This is a genomic window from Kitasatospora sp. NPDC088548, from assembly GCF_044753005.1.
GTDB lineage: Bacteria > Actinomycetota > Actinomycetes > Streptomycetales > Streptomycetaceae > Kitasatospora.
In genome coordinates this window covers 13,720-30,835 of sequence record NZ_JBIVMI010000002.1, presented here as the reverse complement: position 1 = coordinate 30,835, position 17,116 = coordinate 13,720, and the positions used below count along the sequence as shown (strand labels likewise).

Genomic DNA, 17,116 nt, shown 5'->3' with positions numbered 1-17,116 from the left:
TCCGCCACCCCGGCCGCCGTGCGGCCGGGGCACCGGCGGGACGCCGCCGACCACCACCACTGGAGCAACGGAAAGGAAGGCCACGCCATGTCGCGCCACGTGCTGACGGTGTGCCCGGAGCAGCGGGACGGCCCGTACCGCACGATCGGCGACGCCCTGACGGCGGCCCGCAGCGGGGCGGTGATCTCGGTACGCCCCGGCCGGTACGAGGAGAACCTGGTGATCAGCAAGCTGGTCACCATCACCGCCGCGGAGGCCCGGGGCAGCGTCCGGATCACCGCCCGGCGCGGCTGCGTGGTCCAGGTCACCGCCGAGGCGGTGCAGCTGACCGGCCTGATCCTGCAAGGGCAGGACGAGGAGATGCCCGCCATCGACGTGCCGCGCGGGCAGGCCGCCGTCCAGGACTGCGAAGTGGTCGGCAGCTCCTGGACGGCCCTGCTCACCCGCGGGGACGGCACCCTGGCGATGCGCGGATGCCGCGTCACCAACCCGGCGGGCGCCGGCATCGTCGAGACCTCCAGCGGCACCAGCATCATCGAGGACTGCGTGATCGAACACCTCGGCAGCTCCGCGGTGGTGATCGGCGAGCGCGCCAACCCGCTGCTGCGCAACTGCGTGCTGCGCGATGCGCGCGGCAACGGCATCTGCGCCAACGGCGACGCCCGGGGCACCTTCGAGGGCTGCGAGATCTCGGTCACCGACAAGCCCGGCATCGCCCTGGAGGAGCGCAGCACCACGCGGTTGGTGCGCACCGCCGTCCGCGACACCACGATCGGCATCTACATCAGCTCCTCCGCCCAGGTCGTCCTGGAGGACTGCACCGTCACCGCCACCTCCGGCCACGGCATCGCGCTCGCCGCCGGCACCGACCCGCTGCTGCGCCGCTGCCGCGCCTCCCGCACGGCGGGCCACGGCATCCACGTCACGGCCCGCTCGCGTGGCACCTTCGAGGACTGCGAGGTGGACGGCGCGCAGGGCACCGGCATCTGGGTGGGCGAGTCGTCCGGCCCGACGCTGGCCCGCACCGTCGTCCGGGACTGTGGCACCGACGGGGTGGAACTGACCGGCGACAGCTCCGCCGACTTCGACCGGCTGGAGGTGCGGGACGTCGCCGGCACCGGCGTGCTGATCACCGACGGCGCCAACCCGCGCCTGCGCCGGGTCGCCGTCCACCGCGCGAAGGGCGACGGCATGACCGTGCTCCGGGACGGACGCGGGCAGTTGGAGAACTGCGAGGTGCTGGACGCGGGCCGGGCCGGGCTCCGGTTCGCCGAGGGTGCGGACACCCGGGTCGGCGCCACCGTGGTGCGCGGCGCCGGTGGGTCCGGTGTGCTGCTCGGCCGGGTCGGCACGGCGACGCTGCGCGACTGCGAGGTGTCCGGATCGGCCGAGGACGGCATCACGGCCGAGGACGGCGCCGAACTGACCTGCACCAGGGTCCGGGTGACCGGCAACCGCCGCCACGGCGTCCGGATCGGGGCCGGGGCGCGGGCCGTGCTGGCCCAGCTCACGGCGGCGGAGAACATCGGCGACGGCGTGCGGACCGACTCCACCGAGGCGGTCCGGCTGACCGGCTGCACGCTCTCCCGCAACCGGGGCTCCGGCCTGCGCCAGAGCGAGCCGAGCGAGCGGCTCGCCCTGGAGGAGCTGGTCAGCGAGGAGAACGGCCTGCCGGACGCGCACGGCACCGCCACCGCCGGCTCGGCGCCCGCCCACCGGGCGGCGCAGCCGGCCGGAGCCGCCCCCGGCCCCGGCCACGGACCCGCCGGGGAGCCCGCCGCCGAGAGCGCGCCCGCGCAGTCGGCCGCCGCGGCCGGCCCGCTGGAGGTGCTGGAGTCGCTGGTCGGTCTGGCCGGCGTCAAGGAGCAGGTCGCCACCCTGGTCAACCTCAACAAGCTCGCCCGGCGCCGGGAACTGGCCGGCATGCCCGCGCTGCCGATGAGCCGCCACCTGGTCTTCGCCGGGCCGCCCGGCACCGGCAAGACCACCGTCGCCCGCCTCTACGGGAGCATCCTCGCCGAGCTGGGCGTGCTGCGCAGCGGCCACCTCACCGAGGTGGCCCGCGCCGACCTGGTCGCCTCGATCATCGGCGGCACCGCGATCAAGACCACCGAGGTGTTCAAGGAGGCGCTCGGCGGGGTGCTCTTCCTCGACGAGGCCTACACCCTCTCGGCGGGTTCGGGCGGCAGCGGCCCGGACTTCGGCCGGGAGGCGATCGACACCCTGGTCAAGCTGATGGAGGACCACCGCGACGACATCGTGGTGATCGTGGCCGGCTACTCCGGCGAGATGACCGACTTCCTGGCCTCCAACCCGGGCCTGGCCTCCCGCTTCAGCCGCACCGTGGAGTTCGCCAACTACGAGGTGGACGAGCTGGTCACCATCGTCGAGCGGGCCGCCGTCGGGCACGGCTACGAACTGGCGGACGGCGCCCACGACTCCCTCACCACGCTCTTCGAACGGATGCCCAGGGGAGAGGACTTCGGCAACGGCCGGGCGGCCCGCAAGGTGTTCGAGGAGATGGTCGACCGCCAGGCGACCAGGCTCGCGACCCAGCCCGAGATCTCCGACGAGGACCTGGCGCTGCTGCTGCCCGAGGACGTCGCCGCCGAGGACACCGCCCCGCCCGAGGCCAAGCGGGACGGCACCGAACTGCTCGCCGAACTGCGCGCCATGGTCGGCCTGCCCGCCGCCAAGGAGCAGGTCGAGGACCTGGTCAACCTGATCCGCCAGGTCCGCCGCCGCGAGGAGGCCGGGCTGCCCACCGCCACCATCAGCCACCACCTGGTCTTCGCCGGGCCGCCCGGCACCGGTAAGACCACCGTCGCCCGGCTGTACGGGCAACTGCTCGCCGAACTGGGCGTGCTGCCGGGCGGCCAGCTGATCGAGACCGCCCGCTCCGACCTGGTCGGCCGCTACGTCGGCCACACCGCCCAGCTCACCAAGGAGGCCTTCGACCGGGCGCGCGGCGGTGTGCTGTTCATCGACGAGGCGTACACCCTGACGCCCCGGCACGGCGGTGGTGGCGACTTCGGCCAGGAGGCGGTGGACACCCTGATGAAGCTGATGGAGGACCACCGCGACGAGGTGGTGGTGATCGTCGCGGGCTACGACGACGAGATGCGCCACTTCCTCGCCTCCAACCCGGGCCTGGCCTCCCGCTTCTCCCGGCAGGTCGACTTCGGCCACTACAGCGACGCCGAACTCGTCACCATCGTCGGCCGGCACGCCGACTCGGCCGGCTACACCTGCGCGCCCGAGACCCTGGCGGCGCTGGAGCAACTGTTCGCGGCCGTCCCGCGGGACCGCACCTTCGGCAACGGGCGCTTCGCCCGGCAGACGCTGGAGGGCATGATCACCCGCCAGGCCGGCCGGCTCGGCCGGCTCGACTTCGCCGACGTCTCCGAGCTCAGCCTGCTCCTGCCGCAGGACATCGCGGTGGACCGGCTCGGCGTCACCGGCGGGCCCGGCGGCGCGGAGCGCCCGGACAGCGGCCCGCAGTGGCCCGGCAGCGGCGGATGACCCGCCCGGCCCGCGCAGGCGGTCCGGCGACGGCGGTGTCCTCGGCCCTGGCGCTGTCGGCGGCGGTGGCCCTGCTCGGCCCGCCGGCGCCCGCCCGGGCCGAGACCCCGGCCCCGGGCGATCAGGCGGCGGTCACCCAGACCCTCCCCGACTTCCGGCAGAGCGGCTGCCGCAAGCCCTCCGCCCGGGCCGCCCAGGGGACTCCCTGGGCCCAGGTCTACCTGCGGCCCGAGGCCGTCTGGCCGTTCGGCCGGGGCGCCGGGGTGACCGTCGCCGTGATCGCCTCCGGCGTGGACAACGGCTCCGGCATGCTGGCCGACCGGCTCCGGCTCGGGCCCCGGCTGCACGGCCAGGGCGACGCGGGCCGCGACTGCGTGGGCCACGGCACCTTCCTGGCCGGACTGATCGCCGGTCGGCGTACGCCCGACGGTGGCCCGTCCGGCCTGGCCCCCGAGGCGAGGGTGCTGGCCGTGGCCGTCACCGACGACGCCGGGAGCACCACCCCCGAACTGCTCGCCCAGGGCATCCGGGCGGCGGCCGACGGCGGCGCCCGGGTGGCCGTGGTCGGGGTGCCCGTGGCGGCCCCGAACCCGGCACTGGCCGAGGCCGTCGCCTACGCGGCCACCAAGGGCCTGCTGCTGGTCGCCCCCGCCGGGCCCGACGGCCAGAGCACCAACGGCGCGGTGTACCCGGCCGGCTACCCCGGCGTGCTCGCGGTGACCGGCGTCGGCGCGGACGGCGCCGTGGCCTCCGGGGCGGCCACCGGCCCGGGGGTGACCGCCACCCGTGGCGGGCGGGTGGACCTGGCCGCGCCCGGCGGCGCCGTCGGCGGCTTCGGGCTGGGCGGCGGCTACGCCACCGGCTCCGGGCCCAGCTATGCCGCCGCCCTCGTCGCCGGCGCGGCGGCGCTGCTGCTCTCCCGCACCCCGGACCTGACGGTCGACCAGCTCGTCCAACGGCTGGAGTCCACGGCTTACCAGCCCGGTTCGGCCCTGCCGGACCCGGCCCTCGGCTGGGGCACCCTGGACGTGGTGGCCGCCGTCACCGCCCTGCCCGGCGGCGGTGGGGGCCAATCGCCGGTTTCGGCCGATCCGGTCACGGTGCCCCCGCCCGCGGACCCGACCTCCGTCGAACGGGCCTCGGCGCTCGCCGCGGCCGCCCTGGGGGCGGCGGTGCTGGTCGGCCTGGGCGCGGTGGCCGTGGGGCTGGGCCGCCGGCGCGGCCGGTGCCCGGGGTGACCCCGGCGGGCGGGTGTGGAACCCGCTGGGGGGACCGGACCGCCGCCGGTCCTTCGTCCGGTCCAACGCCGCGCCCCCGGCCCGCCAACGCCGCGCCCTGATCTTCGTTGGCGAAGCGTTGGTCCGGTGTTGGCGGTGGCTGGAAACGTCTACCGGGCAAGGGGGTGGGCCCATGCGAACCACCCGCCCGCCGTACCGACGAACTGCTGCGAGGGGCTCAACAGCCGTGGCCATCGACGCTACCGCTCACGCCAAGGACACCGCCAGGCCCGACCGGCCGGAGCGCGCCACCCTGGACCACCACACCTTGGCGGAGCTGTACCGCCTGCACGGGGGCTACCTGCTGCGGGCGATGCTCCGCGTCACCAGCGGGGACCGGGGCAAGGCCGAGGACATCGTCCAGGAGACCCTGCTGCGCGCCTGGCAGAACCCGGCCGCCATCCACCGGGGGGCCGAGCACAGCCGCCCCTGGCTGTTCACCGTGGCCCGCCGGATCGCCATCGACCACTTCCGGATGCAGGCCGCCCGCGCCCAGGAGGTCGCCGACGACGCCCCCGAGGAGCACGCCGGCACCCACGACCCGTACGACGAGGTGCTCGCCGCCCGGGACATCGCGGTCGCGCTCGCCGAACTCCAGCCCCACCACCGCGACGTCCTCGTCGAACTCCACATGAACGGCCGCTCGATGGCCGAGGCCGCCGCCGTCCTCGGCGTGCCCGTCGGCACCGTCAAGTCCCGCAGCTTCTACGCCGTCCGCGCGCTGCGACCGATCCTCGAAGCCCGCGGCATGGCGTCCGCCGGCTGACCCGGCGAGAACTCTCCGGACCGCCCCGTGCCACTCGCGTCCACCGGTCTGAACCGCGCGGCGGTCCCCGGCCGTAGAACGGGGTGGCGGTACCGCCGCCGGCGCCCGTCACCCCCGTGCGGGCGCCGGTTCCCCCGCCCGGAGCCGACAACTCGCGCTCCGGGCAAGGCGGCTGACGGACTGTCTCTCGCGGTCCGGTGAACCGGGCAGGCCCGTCCGTCCGTAGCTACAGCTGAAGGCCGCCGCTCGGACCAGGCCCTTGGCCCAGGAACTCCCGGCTTCCGCGCCCCGGCGGGATCCGGGCCCCCCGGCGCCCCGGCGGTGCCCTTGTGGGGCGCCGCCGGGGCGCTCCGCGTGTCGTGCGCCCCACACCGGGTCGGCCCGTCCGTTCCCGCCATCAGCCCAGGAGAGTCCCGATGCCCAAACACCGGCTCAGCCGCCGCCGACGGATCACGGTGGCCGCCACGGCGATCGCCGCCGGCGGCGTGCTCATCCTCGCGCAGAACGACGCCCCCGCCGCGACCGCCGACCCGCTCGGCCTCAACGCCGCCTCCGTCTACCTCGGCTGGGGCGACGCCCCGGACCCGGTCGCCGTCATGAAGGCCACCGGTCTGCGGCAGTTCGCCCTCTCCTACGTGCTCTCCGGCGGAGCGTGCGACCCGAAGTGGGACGGCTCCCGCGCGCTCACCGGCGGCACCGACGAGGCGAAGATCAAGCAGATCCGGGCCGCGGGCGGGGACGTCCTGGCCTCCTTCGGCGGCTGGGACGGTGCCAAGCTCGGCGAGCGGTGCACCACCGCCGCCGAACTCGCCGCCGCCTACCAGAAGGTGGTCGACGCCTACGGTCTGAAGGCCGTGGACATCGACATCGAGTCCACCGAGCTCAGCACCCCCGAGGTCCGCAAGCGGGTCGTCGACGCGCTGAAGACGCTCAAGGCCAAGAACACCGGCCTGCGGGTCTTCCTCTCCTTCGCGGTCGACCCGACCGGCCCCGACAAGGACGGCGCCGACCTGATCGCGCTGGCCGCCAAGGCGGGCCTGGAGGTGGACGGCTGGACGGCCATGCCGTTCGACTTCACCGGTCACGACGGCACCATGGCGGCGGCCACCACCACCGCCGTCACCGGCCTCCAGCAGGCCGTCGCCGCCGCCTACGGCTGGGACGCCGACAAGGCCTGGCGGCACACCGGCCTCTCGTCGATGAACGGCCGCACCGACCAGAAGGGGGAGCAGTTGAGCCCCGCCGACTTCCGCACCATCCGGGACTTCGCCGCCACCCACCACCTCGCCCGCTTCGGCTACTGGGCGGTCAACCGCGACCGCCCCTGCGCGGGGGGCGCGTACGACCCGGCGACGTGCAGCGGCGTCCAGCAGGCCGTGTACGACTTCACCCGGATCGTGGCCGGCTACCACACCGACTCCCGGCCGGGGGACGGCGGCACCTCCTGCCCCAGCCCGTCCGCCACCAGCCCCGTGCCCACCGGCACGAACCGCTCCAAGATCCCGATCCCGACGGTGAGCACCGCCCGCCCGGCCGACGAGACCGGCGGCCGGGGCACGCTGGAGCCCGACCCCGTGCGGGAGACCGGGAGCCCGTCCCCCTCGGCGTCCAGCCGCGTCCCGTCGCCCACCGGTACGTCCGGCCGGACGGACTGCGCGAGCCCGACCGGGCACCCGTCGGGCTCCGCGTCCGGCACGGCCTCCGGTACGGCCTCGCCCACGGCGTCCGGCACGGCCGTGCCGACCCCCGGCCGGAGCTCCACGGCGCCGGGCGCCCCGACGTCCGGGACCGCCACCGCGTCCGGCGGCGCCGCGCCGGACGAGCAGCCCACCGGCGGGCCGTCGCCCACCGAGGTCGTCGCCCCCGGCCCGGCGCCGACCGGCGGCTCGCTCGCCTCCACCGGGGCCAACGACGCCACCAACACCCTGCTCACCGTCTCGGGCGCCCTGCTGCTGCTCGGCGGCACCTTCGGTCTGATCGGCACCCGCCGGCGCGACCCGGAAGAGTCGGCGGCCGGCTGACCGCTGGTCACGGCAGGCGGCCCCGGTGCCGAGCAGGGACCGGGGCCGCCTGCCGGGCTCACCAGCCGAGGAGGTACGCGCCCCCGGGCAGCCCGTCGAGGACGGACTTGGCGGCCGTCTCCTCGTCCATCGCGGTGGTGTCCACGGCGTGCCGGTCCAGCGGTCCGGTGCCGGTTGGGCGGAGCGCGACGTAGTGCAGCGCCGCGCCGGTGGCACGGCTCTCCCGGCGGAAGGCGCCGAGGGCGGCCGGCTCGACCGCGCACTCGACCACCACCTGGTAGCCGGCCGTGGCGTACGCGAAGGCGGCCTGGGCGGTGGCGGCCAGCACGGTCTCGTTCTGGCGCCGGGCCTCCGGCAGGTGCGGTGGGACGAAGCCCTGACGGACCGCCCGCCGGAAGTCGTCGGCGCGCAGATGCACGCTCGGGTGCAGCGCGTCCGCCAGCAGGGGTGCGACCGCGCTGTTCCCGGCCTCGGCCCCGGCCGGGTCGGAGAGGACGACGACGCCGCCGGCGCCCCGGCCGCCGCCGATCTCCGGCCCACCTACGGTCGTACGGTTCACAGCTGCTGATCCCTTCGCGGGCCGGGGTCGGAACGGGTGCGCGGAGGCCGGGCGGCCGGAACGCGCGGGTCGGTCGGACCCGGTGCGGACCGTCGGCCGCCTCGTTCCTACGATTGAATGCTTTCGGGATCAACCTAGTCCACGGCGGTACTCCGAGTCCTCTCCAACCGCTCCTCGGACCCCGGCGTGATCGGGTCGGTGAGCGCCGCCGGACCGTCCCACCCGGCCCCGACCCGGACCCGGGCGATCAGGGCAGATCGCTCGACAGGCCCGGACGGCAGCCAGGTCGAGCTGTTCGAGAAGGGACGATGCGCCTGGGGCACGGCGCTGTTCATGCCGGCGGGTGTGATGCCGTGGGGCCGGGCGCGGTACCGCCATGGCGGCGGAGGTGGGCCAGGACGGCGCGGACGCGGCGGTGACCGCTGTCGCCGGCCGACAGGCCGAGTTTGAGGAAGACGTTGCCGATGTGTTTGTGGACGCCGTTGTCGGTGATGACGAGCCGTCGGGCGATGGCCGCGTTGTCGTGACCCTCGGCCATCAGCGCGAGGACCTCGCGCTCGCGTGCGGTCAGGGCATCGACGGGATCGCTGCGTGCGGCGAGGAGCTGGGCGATGACCTCGGGGTCCATGGCGGTGCCGCCGCCGGCCACACGGCGCAGTGCGTCGGTGAATTCCGCGACGCGGCTCACCCGGTCCTTGAGCAGATATCCGATGCCGCCCCGGGCGTCGGCGAGCAGGCGGCCCGCATATTCCTGCTCCACGTACTGCGACAGGACCAGGACGGGAAGTCCGGGACGGTCGCGGCGGGCCTGGACCGCGGCCCGGATGCCCTCGTCGCGGAAGCCCGGGGGCAGCCGCACGTCCACGATGGTGACGTCCGGTCGGTGGGTCTCGACGGCGGCGAGGAAACCGGGGGCGTCGGCCGCGATCGCGACGACCTCGAAACCCCGGGAGTTGAGCAGGAGTTCGAGCCCGGATGACAGCAGGACGTTGTCCTCGGCGATCACTACGCGCACGGCAGCCCCACGGTGATGACGGTCGGCCCACCCGGTGGGCTGCTGATCTTCATGGTGCCGTCCAGAGCGGCGGCGCGGCGGCGCATTCCGTCCAGGCCGGACCCCCGGGCGGCGTCCGCTCCGCCGGTCCCGTCGTCGGCGATCTCCGCGCGGAGCAGCGCGCCGTCGCGGGTGACGCGCACCGAGGCATGGGTGGCCCGGCTGTGTCGGGCGATGTTCGCCAGTGCCTCGGTGACGGCGAAGTAGGCGACCGCCTCGACCGCTGCGGGGATCTCACCGAGCGGGCCGATGTCGATGCGGGTCGGCACCCCGGCCCTGGTGGCCAGGGTGCCGAGCGCGCCGGAGAGGCCCTGGTCGGCCAGCACCGGGGGATAGATGGTGCGGATGACGGAACGCAGCTCGGTCATCGCGTCCTCGGTCTCGGCGTGGGCCTGCCGGACCAGAACGGCGGCCGCGGCGGGGTCGTCGGAGAGGCTTTCGCCGGCGACGGCGAGCCGCATCGCGATGGCCACGAGCCGGGCCTGGGTGCCGTCGTGCAGGTCCCGTTCGATCCGGCGGAGTTCCGCACTGTGCGCCTGCAGGACGTCGGCACGCGTCCGGGTCAGTTCGGTGACGCGCTCGACCAGTTGCTCCGCGGGCGATGGCGCCAGGACCGCGAGGCAGCACCGGGCGTGCGCCCGGGCGAGCGGCGGGAGGGCGACGGCGGCCAGTGCCGCCAGGAACACGAGATTCACCAGGCCGACCGAGAACGCGGTGCCCCAGCCGGTGATGGGAACGCTGAGCACGGGCAGCCACGGCGCCGTGGGAAAGGCCCACCACAGCACCGTGACGACGGGAGTGAGCAACAGGCCGCCCAGGCAGAGCAGGGCGAGGGCGCCCGCCGGAAGACCGGTGACCACCTGCGTCACGAGCCACCCACCGTTGCGGCGGGCGGCGCGCGGACGCGGCTCGACCGACTGTCCCAGCAGCGCCCCGGCGCGCCGGCGATGCCGCTCCGTCCAGGGCTGCGCCAGCGACGGAACGCACAGCAGGGGCGCCGCCGCGAGCGTCACCGTCGCGGCCACCAGGGTGCCCAGCAGGTAACGCCCGCCGCGCCGCGTCCTGAGCCACCACGCGCGGGCCGCGCCGGGTATGCCGAGCACTTGTTTCGCTTTCCCTTGTCGCACAGGAGGATTGTGGGAGGCCCCACCTGATGCACCCTAGACAACCGGGCGGCCCTGCGGCACTACAGGTGGCTGTACCTTTCCTGCGGGAGTCCGTGGTAGCGACCCGCGACCCGACGCCTGCCTAGCGTGGCGGCATGAGATCCACAAGCCCGACCGCAGCGCCGCACCACCCGGACCCGTCCCTGCCCGACCGGCAGCACCCCCGCATCGGCAGACGGTGGTTGGCCGCGGCGGCGGCCGCCCTCCTCCTGGCCGGCGCGGCCGTTGCCCTCCGGCCGCCGGTCGACGCCGAAGCGACCGCGCCCGGATACGGGCAGGACGATCTGCGCCGGGACACCGACGCCATCCGGGCGCTGGGGGTCACCGGCGTCCAGGCACGGGTGACCACCGGCCCCGGCCGGGATCTGGTCGCCACCAGCGGCGTCGCCGAGGCGGGCACGGACCGCCCGGTGCCCCGCGACGGCTACTTCCGGATGGCCAGCACCGGCAAGGCACTTGTGGCCACCGTGGTCCTGCGACTGGTCGACGAGGGCAGGCTGGCGCTCGACGACACGGTGGACCGCCGGCTGCCCGGCCTGGTGGACGGCAACGGCAACGACGGACGCCGGATCACCATCCGCCAACTCCTCCAGCACACCAGCGGCATCCACGACGACGATCTCCCCGGCTTCACCACCCCGCAGGAGTACGACGAGCGCCGGTACGACACCTACACACCCCAACAGATCGTCGCGCTGGCGATGAGGCACCGCCCGGACTTCCCACCCGGCACCGGGTGGAGGTACTCCAACACCGGCTACGCCCTGCTCGACATGATCATCGAGAAGGTCACGGACCGCCCCTGGCACCAGGAGGTCGAGGACCTGGTCCTGAAACCGCTCGGCATGGACCACACCTACCTGCCGGGCAGCACCCCCACACTGCGCCGGCCACACGCCGACGGTTACCAGGTCTTCCCCTCCGGCGAACGGGTCGACGTCACCGAGGTGATCCTCCCCGACCCCGGCGGCTACGTCTCCACCACCGCGGATGTCAACCGCTTCTTCCAGGCCCTGCTCGGCGGCGAACTCCTGCCCCGGGCACGGCTGGCCGAGATGCGGGACACCGTCCCGGTCAGCGAGGAGATCCAGGCGTTCTGGCCACACGGACGCTACGGCCTCGGCCTGGTCGGCCGGCCCCTGTCCTGCGGCGGCGGCTACTGGAGCCACGAAGGAGGCGACGGCGGCTACATCACCCTGAACGGCGCCACCGACGACGGCAGCCGCACCGTCACCGTCTCCATGTCCACCGCCCTGAACGACTCGCCCGACAGCGCACTCCGACAGGAGCGGGCCGCCAGTGACCTCGTCGACCACGCGCTGTGCGACACCCCCGGCAACGGGCAGGACACGTAACGGCCTCCCCGGCCTTCGCGCGCCCCAGGGCCTGTACGGCGACCGCCGCCCCGGCACGGACCTCCCAAAGCCCGTGCCGGGGCGTCGCGTTACCGCTCTTCGGACCCCAGCACGATCGGGTTGGTGAGCGCCGCCATCGGACCCCAGGGGAGGTCCGGACCCATCGCGTTGCCCTTGCCGGGTGTCCCGTCCGCCCTCGGGTGCCTGACCTCGGCCCGGACGTACGCGGCGAGCGAGGCCGTCGTCCGCCAGACCACCGTGCCCGAACCCTCGGCGGGCAGCGACTCCTGGTGCAGCTGGCCCTCGTCGGTCAGCAGCCGGACCGTCCCGCCCGGCACCCCCGACACCGCCAGCCGCACGTCCACGGGCGCGTCCGGCGGGACGGTCAGCCGCTCGCCGATCCCCGCCTGGCGGCCGTGCCCGGTGGCGGTGAACTCCAGCTGGACGGCGGCCGATTCGGCCAGCCAGCTGCGCCCGGCCCGCAGCCCGTCCAGAACCGCGTCCCGGGTGAGGTCGTCGGCCCGGACCACGGTGTGCGGCGAGCCGATCACCTGCGGGGCGCTGTGCGCGTCGCTGTTGCCGACGGCCGGCAGCCAGGAGCGCCCCTCCCGCAGCGCGACGGCGAGCCGGGCGTCCCAGCCGTCCACCGCCGACTCGTCGTCGTACGTCCAGGGGCCGTTCCAGACCTCCACCGCGTCGGCGTCCTGATAGCCGAACTTCCACTGGCAGGCGACATACGGGCAGAACGGGTGGGCGGGCACCACCAGGCCGCCCTGGCGGCGGACCTGGCGGGCGAAGCGGGGGAACGCCTCGTCGCGCGAGCGGTACCGCCAGTCGACGAACCGGCCCGGCCGGAGGCCCAGCGCCAGCCAGTGGCCGTTGCGGGTGGTCACCTCCTCGCCCAGCACGATCAGCAGGTCGGGACCGGCCAGCGGCCCCCAGATCCCGTGCGAGGACGTGGTGTTGTGGTCGGTCGAGACGATGAAGTCCAGCCCGGCCGCCCGTGCCTCCGCCGCCACCTCGGCGGGCAGCCGGCGGCCGTCGGAGTGCACGGTGTGGAGGTGGCAGTCGCCCCGGTACCAGGAACGCCCCCGGCCCCGGGCCCGCTCCGGCGGGTAGGACGGGGTGAACTCCGGCCCGGGAGCGCCGAATCGGAGGGTCACCTGGACGCGGTAGTCGAGCCCCTGCGGCGCCACCTGGTACGGGCCGAGGACGACGTGCCAGGTGCCGGGGCGGATCGGCCCCGGCAGATAGCCGGGCGTCGCCCGGTCCCGGGCGATCGTGAACTCCGTCCGGAAGCCGCCCGACCAGCCGCGGAAGCCGTTCCCGCCGAGGTCGGTGCCGCGTTCGTCGAAGAGGCCGATGTCGCAGGAGTTGCCGGGGGTGCCGGCGGGGACGGAGGGCTTGTCGTAGCCGTAGGAGACGGCGATCTCCCGTACGCCGGAGGGGACGTCGAAGGGGAGGTGGACGAAGTCGGGTGCGCCGGTGGGCAGATGGCCGGTGAGGGTGAGGACGCGGTCGGGGGCGGGGGAGCCGGCCGCCTCGGCGGAGGTGGCGGCGGCCGTCCCGAGGGCGGTGACGGCGCCGGTGGCCAGGCCGCTCCGGAGCAGGCGCCGGCGGTCGAGGGCGGGCCGGCCGGTGCTGGAGTCGTGGTCGCGGTCGGACATCGGAGGGCCTCCGGGCTCGGGCGGACACCGGCGGCGGGCGGGCTCCCGGCCGGTACGCCCGCCTCCTACCCGGCCCGGTGAACCCCGGGTGAGCCATGCCCGGCCTGCGCCGGTCGGGCCGGTGAAGGAGCCCCGGGGCCGACCGGTGCGGGCTCCTCGCGGCACCGGACCGCTCGTGTCGTCATCCGAGGGGGTCGTGGTGCCACCACCACGAGATGGAGCGGATGGGCAGGGGGGTGGGGTCGTCGCTGCCGGGGTGGTCGGTCCAGCCCGTGAGGGTGACGGGGAGGGTGCCGTCTGAACGGAGGTATCGGGGGTACCGGGCGGCCTCGTGGTCCCATTCGAGGGAGCCGCGTACATAGTGGTCCAGCAGGGTGCTGTAGCGGTGGAGTGGGGGGTCCGCCTTGGCGCGGACCGCGTCTCCCAGCCTGAGGTACAGGCACATGACGCGGTCGCGCATGGCCATGGCGGTGCTGAGGGCGTCGTCGACGGGGAGGTCGTATTCGGCGGCGACGACCTCGATGAGGTTGTTGCCGTCGTTGGTGCGTTCCCGTTCCTTGACGAAGGCGAAGAAGTCGGTGTCCCAGGTGACGACGGTTGCGGCCATCTCGGTGAGGGCGTGGATGTCGCGCCGGGCGCGGGTGGCGGCGGGCAGGTCGATGTTCTCGAAGGCGGCGGGCATATGGGGGAAGACCATTCCGCCCCCGCCGTAGAGCCGGTGGACGGCATAGTCGGAGAGGTTCGGGCGGATACCGCGTGCGGAGTTGCCCGACTTGCGTAGTTCGATCATGAAGTAGTTGCGCATCCACTCGGCGAAGCGGTCGCCCTGGACGGGGGATGCGTGGGCGTCGATCCGGACGCGGATGTCGCGCAGGGCCATCGCGTAGTTGTCGGCCTGGTCCAGGGGGTATTCGGGGATCTCGATGGCGCGGTGCATGCGTCCGAAGGCGTCGGCCTGCTCGGCCGGATGGAAGCGCAGAGGGCCTTCGTCGCAGAAGTCGTCGTCGAAGGCGAAGGCCCAGGTGCAGAAGTCCGCGTAGACCTTGAGCAGGTCCGATGACGGGCAGAAGGGGGCCATGAGGGCGGCGAGCCGGCCACAGTGCGTGGTGGCCATCCGGTCGCGTTGGGTCTGGTCGGAGAAGAGCCCGAAACGGTCCAGCCAGGCGATGGTGTGGGCGTCGGCCTCGTCGGCGCCGGGATGGACCGCGCGGGGGATGGGGCAGTAGAACGCGGGAAGCCGGAGGGCGGCGGGCGGCTGTGCGGACGGATCGCCGGACGGGGCAGCGGGCATGAGAGCCCCCTTTCGCACGCGGAGGAGGGCCGGTCAGCGGGACGCGATGATGCTGTAGACGGAATAGGTGCCCTCATGCAGGGCGGCCGTCAGGTTGACGGCCGTGTCGCGGAGTTCTCTGAACGCCTTGGGGATCTCCCGCGGGAAGACCCGCTCGATGTTGGCCCGCACGTCCTGCAGCCAGTGGATGACGTCCTCGTCGGTGGGCAGTCTGCGGGCGTCCTGGAGCATGAAGGAATTCCTCATCAGCGCATCAGCCAGGAGGTTCAGAGTCTTGCGGTGGCCGCAGGCGAGCCGGTCCTCGTCGTCGGGCAGGGCGGAGGTGTAGTCCTGAAGAGGAATATTGTACAGGCTCTCGGATATGACGAGCGTTCCTCCCCCGCTCATCCTGGATGCCAGTGCGCGCAGGGCCGCATCCAGCAGTCCGGCGGAGAAGTGGGTGATGCTCCCGCGCATGAGGACCAGGTCGTAGGGCTGCTCCGGGTCGGGCAGGAGCCACAGGTCCTGAGCGTTGCACAGGTACAGCTTCACGCGGCCGGCGAGGGACAGCGCGGCCGTTCGGCGGGCGGCGTACTCGGTCTGGGTGAGGCTGATGTTGACGCCGTCCAGTCGGGGGCAGTGGGGGAAGCGGCGGGCGAGGTGTTCCAGCGCCGTGCCCCAGCCGAATCCGACGTCCAGGATCCGCTCAGGCTCTCTGCCATGGTCGTTCAGCCCGGCGATGTCCAGTTGTCGTTCGAGGTGGCGGCGTCCGGAGGCGTCCAGCGACTCGGGGGACTCGTCCTGCGGGGCCGGCATGTCGTCCTGGCCGTAGACGCCGAACTGGAACCAGAGGCCCGGGCCGATCACGTCCTGCCACAGGTGCGTGGCGTCGCTGTAGGTCTCTGCGACCCGCGGCTGGTAGGGGTCGGCCACGGGACCGTTGATGAGCTCATAGGGGATCTGCCCGCTGTCAGCTGTCATGAGAGTTCTCCGCCGTCCTCGCGGCGCCGCATGCGCCGGTTGCCGGCCCTGCCCCGAAGCCGCGCGGTCAAGGCCGAGAAGCTGGCTGAGGTATTCCCACTGGTGCGACTTCGCAATCTCCACCAAGGGCCGCCAGACGGTGCGGTGGCCGGGGTCCGTCATCAGCTGGGCGAGCGAGGTCCGGGGAGGGCGACGGGCGTGCTGACGCTCCCGCCGTACCGGGGCAGGGGCCACGCCCGACGCCTTGTGCGCGCGATCTCCCGGCACGCGCTCGCACGGAAACACCAGCCGTAGTACCGCTGCCAGCTCGACAACCACGCTTCGGTGGCGGCGGCCCGATCGGCCGGCCTGACCCGATTCGGGACCTGGGACATCGTCTCGCCGGACTCGGCCGGGTAGGGGCGGGCGGTGGCGAGCCGATCCCGGCGGCCAGGGCGGGGTTGCGGCGGGTGGTGATCGGCCGGTTCATGGATACAGATGGTCGGGTTGTCCGATATCCATGGAGGCGGGTGTGTCACTGAGTCGGCGGGCGTTACTGGTGGTGGCGGCCGGAGGCACGCTGGCGGGGTGCCAGAGAGGCCAGGGGACGACGCCGGCCGTGCCGTCCGGCCCGGCGTCCGCGACTGTGACACCCGCCCCCGCTACGGCACCCCCCGCGACATCCGCCGCCTCGCCGGCGCCCGCGGAGACCCCGGCGCCCACCGCCGCCGGGCCGAGGCCGGGCCGGGCCGAGGTGGTGGCCCGGTACGGCGGCGTGGCGCCGGAGGAGTGGGGGCTGGAGGTGTCCAGGGTGATCACCGGGCTGCCGGGCGGCGAGCGCACGACGGCCCTCACCTTCGACGCCTGCGGCGGCCCCGGCGGGAACGGTTACGACGCCGACCTGATCGACTTCCTGCGGGCCCACGACGTCCCCGCGACGCTCTTCCTCAACGCCCGCTGGATCGACGCCAACCCGGCGGAGTTCGACCGGCTGGCCGCCGACCCGCTGTTCGAGATCGGCAACCACGGCTCCGTCCACCGCCCGCTGTCGGTCCGCGGCCGCTCCGCGTACGGGATCGCGGGCACCCGCGACGTGGGCGAGGTCTACGACGAGGTGGCGGACAACGCCGAGAAGTTGACCGGGCTGCTCGGTCACCCGCCGGGCTTCTTCCGGTCCGGCACCGCCCACTACGACGACATCGCCACCCGCATCGTCGCCGACCTGGGCGAACGCGTCGCGGGCTTCACCGTCAACGGCGACGGCGGCGCGACCCTCGGCGCGAGCGAGGTCCGTCGGGAGGTCACAACCGCTCCGCCCGGTGCCATCGTGATCGCCCATATGAACCACCCGGGCGGCGGCACCGCCCCCGGCATCGCCGCCGCCGTCCCGGCGCTGCTGGCCTCGGGCCGGCGCTTCGTCCGGCTCTCCGAAGCCCTCGGCTGACGCCCGAGCGGGCCGTCCGGGCGGTCACTCCCGGCGAGACCCGTGGAAGGCGCCC

At 74.4% G+C, this 17,116-nt stretch carries 12 protein-coding genes; 6 read left to right on the top strand and 6 right to left on the bottom strand.

The window, feature by feature from the left end:
- Positions 1-87: 87 nt before the first annotated feature.
- The 4 genes from ACIP82_RS03330 to ACIP82_RS03315 all read left to right on the top strand — a co-directional run bounded on the left by ACIP82_RS03330 (position 88) and on the right by ACIP82_RS03315 (position 7,586).
- The gene (locus ACIP82_RS03330; RefSeq protein WP_363611106.1) at positions 88-3,522 is read left to right on the top strand and encodes a right-handed parallel beta-helix repeat-containing protein; all 3,435 of its coding nucleotides are present in this window, start codon (positions 88-90) and stop codon (positions 3,520-3,522) included.
- Positions 3,523-3,557: 35 nt separating this feature from the next.
- Positions 3,558-4,760, top strand: a complete 1,203-nt coding sequence (locus ACIP82_RS03325) for a S8 family serine peptidase (RefSeq protein WP_400650394.1) — start codon at positions 3,558-3,560, stop codon at positions 4,758-4,760.
- Positions 4,761-4,986: 226 nt separating this feature from the next.
- Positions 4,987-5,565, top strand: a complete 579-nt coding sequence (locus ACIP82_RS03320; RefSeq protein WP_363611102.1) for a sigma-70 family RNA polymerase sigma factor — start codon at positions 4,987-4,989, stop codon at positions 5,563-5,565.
- A gap of 416 nt (positions 5,566-5,981) precedes the next feature.
- Complete coding sequence (locus ACIP82_RS03315) at positions 5,982-7,586, top strand: glycosyl hydrolase family 18 protein (RefSeq protein WP_400650391.1); 1,605 nt, start codon at positions 5,982-5,984, stop codon at positions 7,584-7,586.
- 58 nt (positions 7,587-7,644) lie between these two features.
- Here the strand turns inward: ACIP82_RS03315 and ACIP82_RS03310 are convergent, their stop codons facing one another.
- The 3 genes from ACIP82_RS03310 to ACIP82_RS03300 all read right to left on the bottom strand — a co-directional run bounded on the left by ACIP82_RS03310 (position 7,645) and on the right by ACIP82_RS03300 (position 10,302).
- Positions 7,645-8,145: a hypothetical protein gene (locus tag ACIP82_RS03310; protein WP_400650387.1), complete on the bottom strand. Its 501-nt coding sequence runs from the start codon at positions 8,143-8,145 to the stop codon at positions 7,645-7,647.
- 331 nt (positions 8,146-8,476) lie between these two features.
- On the bottom strand, positions 8,477-9,160 hold the full coding sequence (locus tag ACIP82_RS03305; protein ID WP_363611096.1) for a response regulator transcription factor: 684 nt from the start codon (positions 9,158-9,160) through the stop codon (positions 8,477-8,479).
- Complete coding sequence (locus tag ACIP82_RS03300; protein WP_400650384.1) at positions 9,151-10,302, bottom strand: sensor histidine kinase; 1,152 nt, start codon at positions 10,300-10,302, stop codon at positions 9,151-9,153. Before ACIP82_RS03300 ends, ACIP82_RS03305 begins: the two co-directional genes overlap by 10 nt.
- A gap of 158 nt (positions 10,303-10,460) precedes the next feature.
- On the opposite strand from ACIP82_RS03300, the gene ACIP82_RS03295 reads away from it, so the two are divergent.
- Positions 10,461-11,720 carry a serine hydrolase domain-containing protein gene (locus ACIP82_RS03295; protein ID WP_400650382.1) on the top strand — a complete coding sequence of 420 codons (1,260 nt, stop codon included), beginning with the start codon at positions 10,461-10,463 and terminating at the stop codon, positions 11,718-11,720.
- A gap of 89 nt (positions 11,721-11,809) precedes the next feature.
- Here ACIP82_RS03295 and ACIP82_RS03290 read toward each other — a convergent pair whose 3' ends face one another.
- From ACIP82_RS03290 to ACIP82_RS03280, 3 genes are all read right to left on the bottom strand, one after another.
- Positions 11,810-13,387: a CehA/McbA family metallohydrolase gene (locus tag ACIP82_RS03290; protein ID WP_400650379.1), complete on the bottom strand. Its 1,578-nt coding sequence runs from the start codon at positions 13,385-13,387 to the stop codon at positions 11,810-11,812.
- 181 nt (positions 13,388-13,568) lie between these two features.
- Positions 13,569-14,678, bottom strand: coding sequence for a hypothetical protein (locus tag ACIP82_RS03285; RefSeq protein WP_363611088.1), 1,110 nt, complete (start codon positions 14,676-14,678; stop codon positions 13,569-13,571).
- Between the two features lie 33 nt (positions 14,679-14,711).
- Positions 14,712-15,638 (bottom strand): SAM-dependent methyltransferase, encoded by a 927-nt coding sequence (locus ACIP82_RS03280; RefSeq protein ID WP_400650376.1) that lies wholly within the window; start codon positions 15,636-15,638, stop codon positions 14,712-14,714.
- Between the two features lie 781 nt (positions 15,639-16,419).
- Here ACIP82_RS03280 and ACIP82_RS03275 point away from each other — a divergent pair.
- A complete protein-coding gene (locus ACIP82_RS03275) occupies positions 16,420-17,061 on the top strand; it encodes a polysaccharide deacetylase family protein (protein WP_363611084.1) in 642 nt (213 codons plus the stop codon).
- The last annotated feature ends 55 nt before the right edge of the window (positions 17,062-17,116 follow it).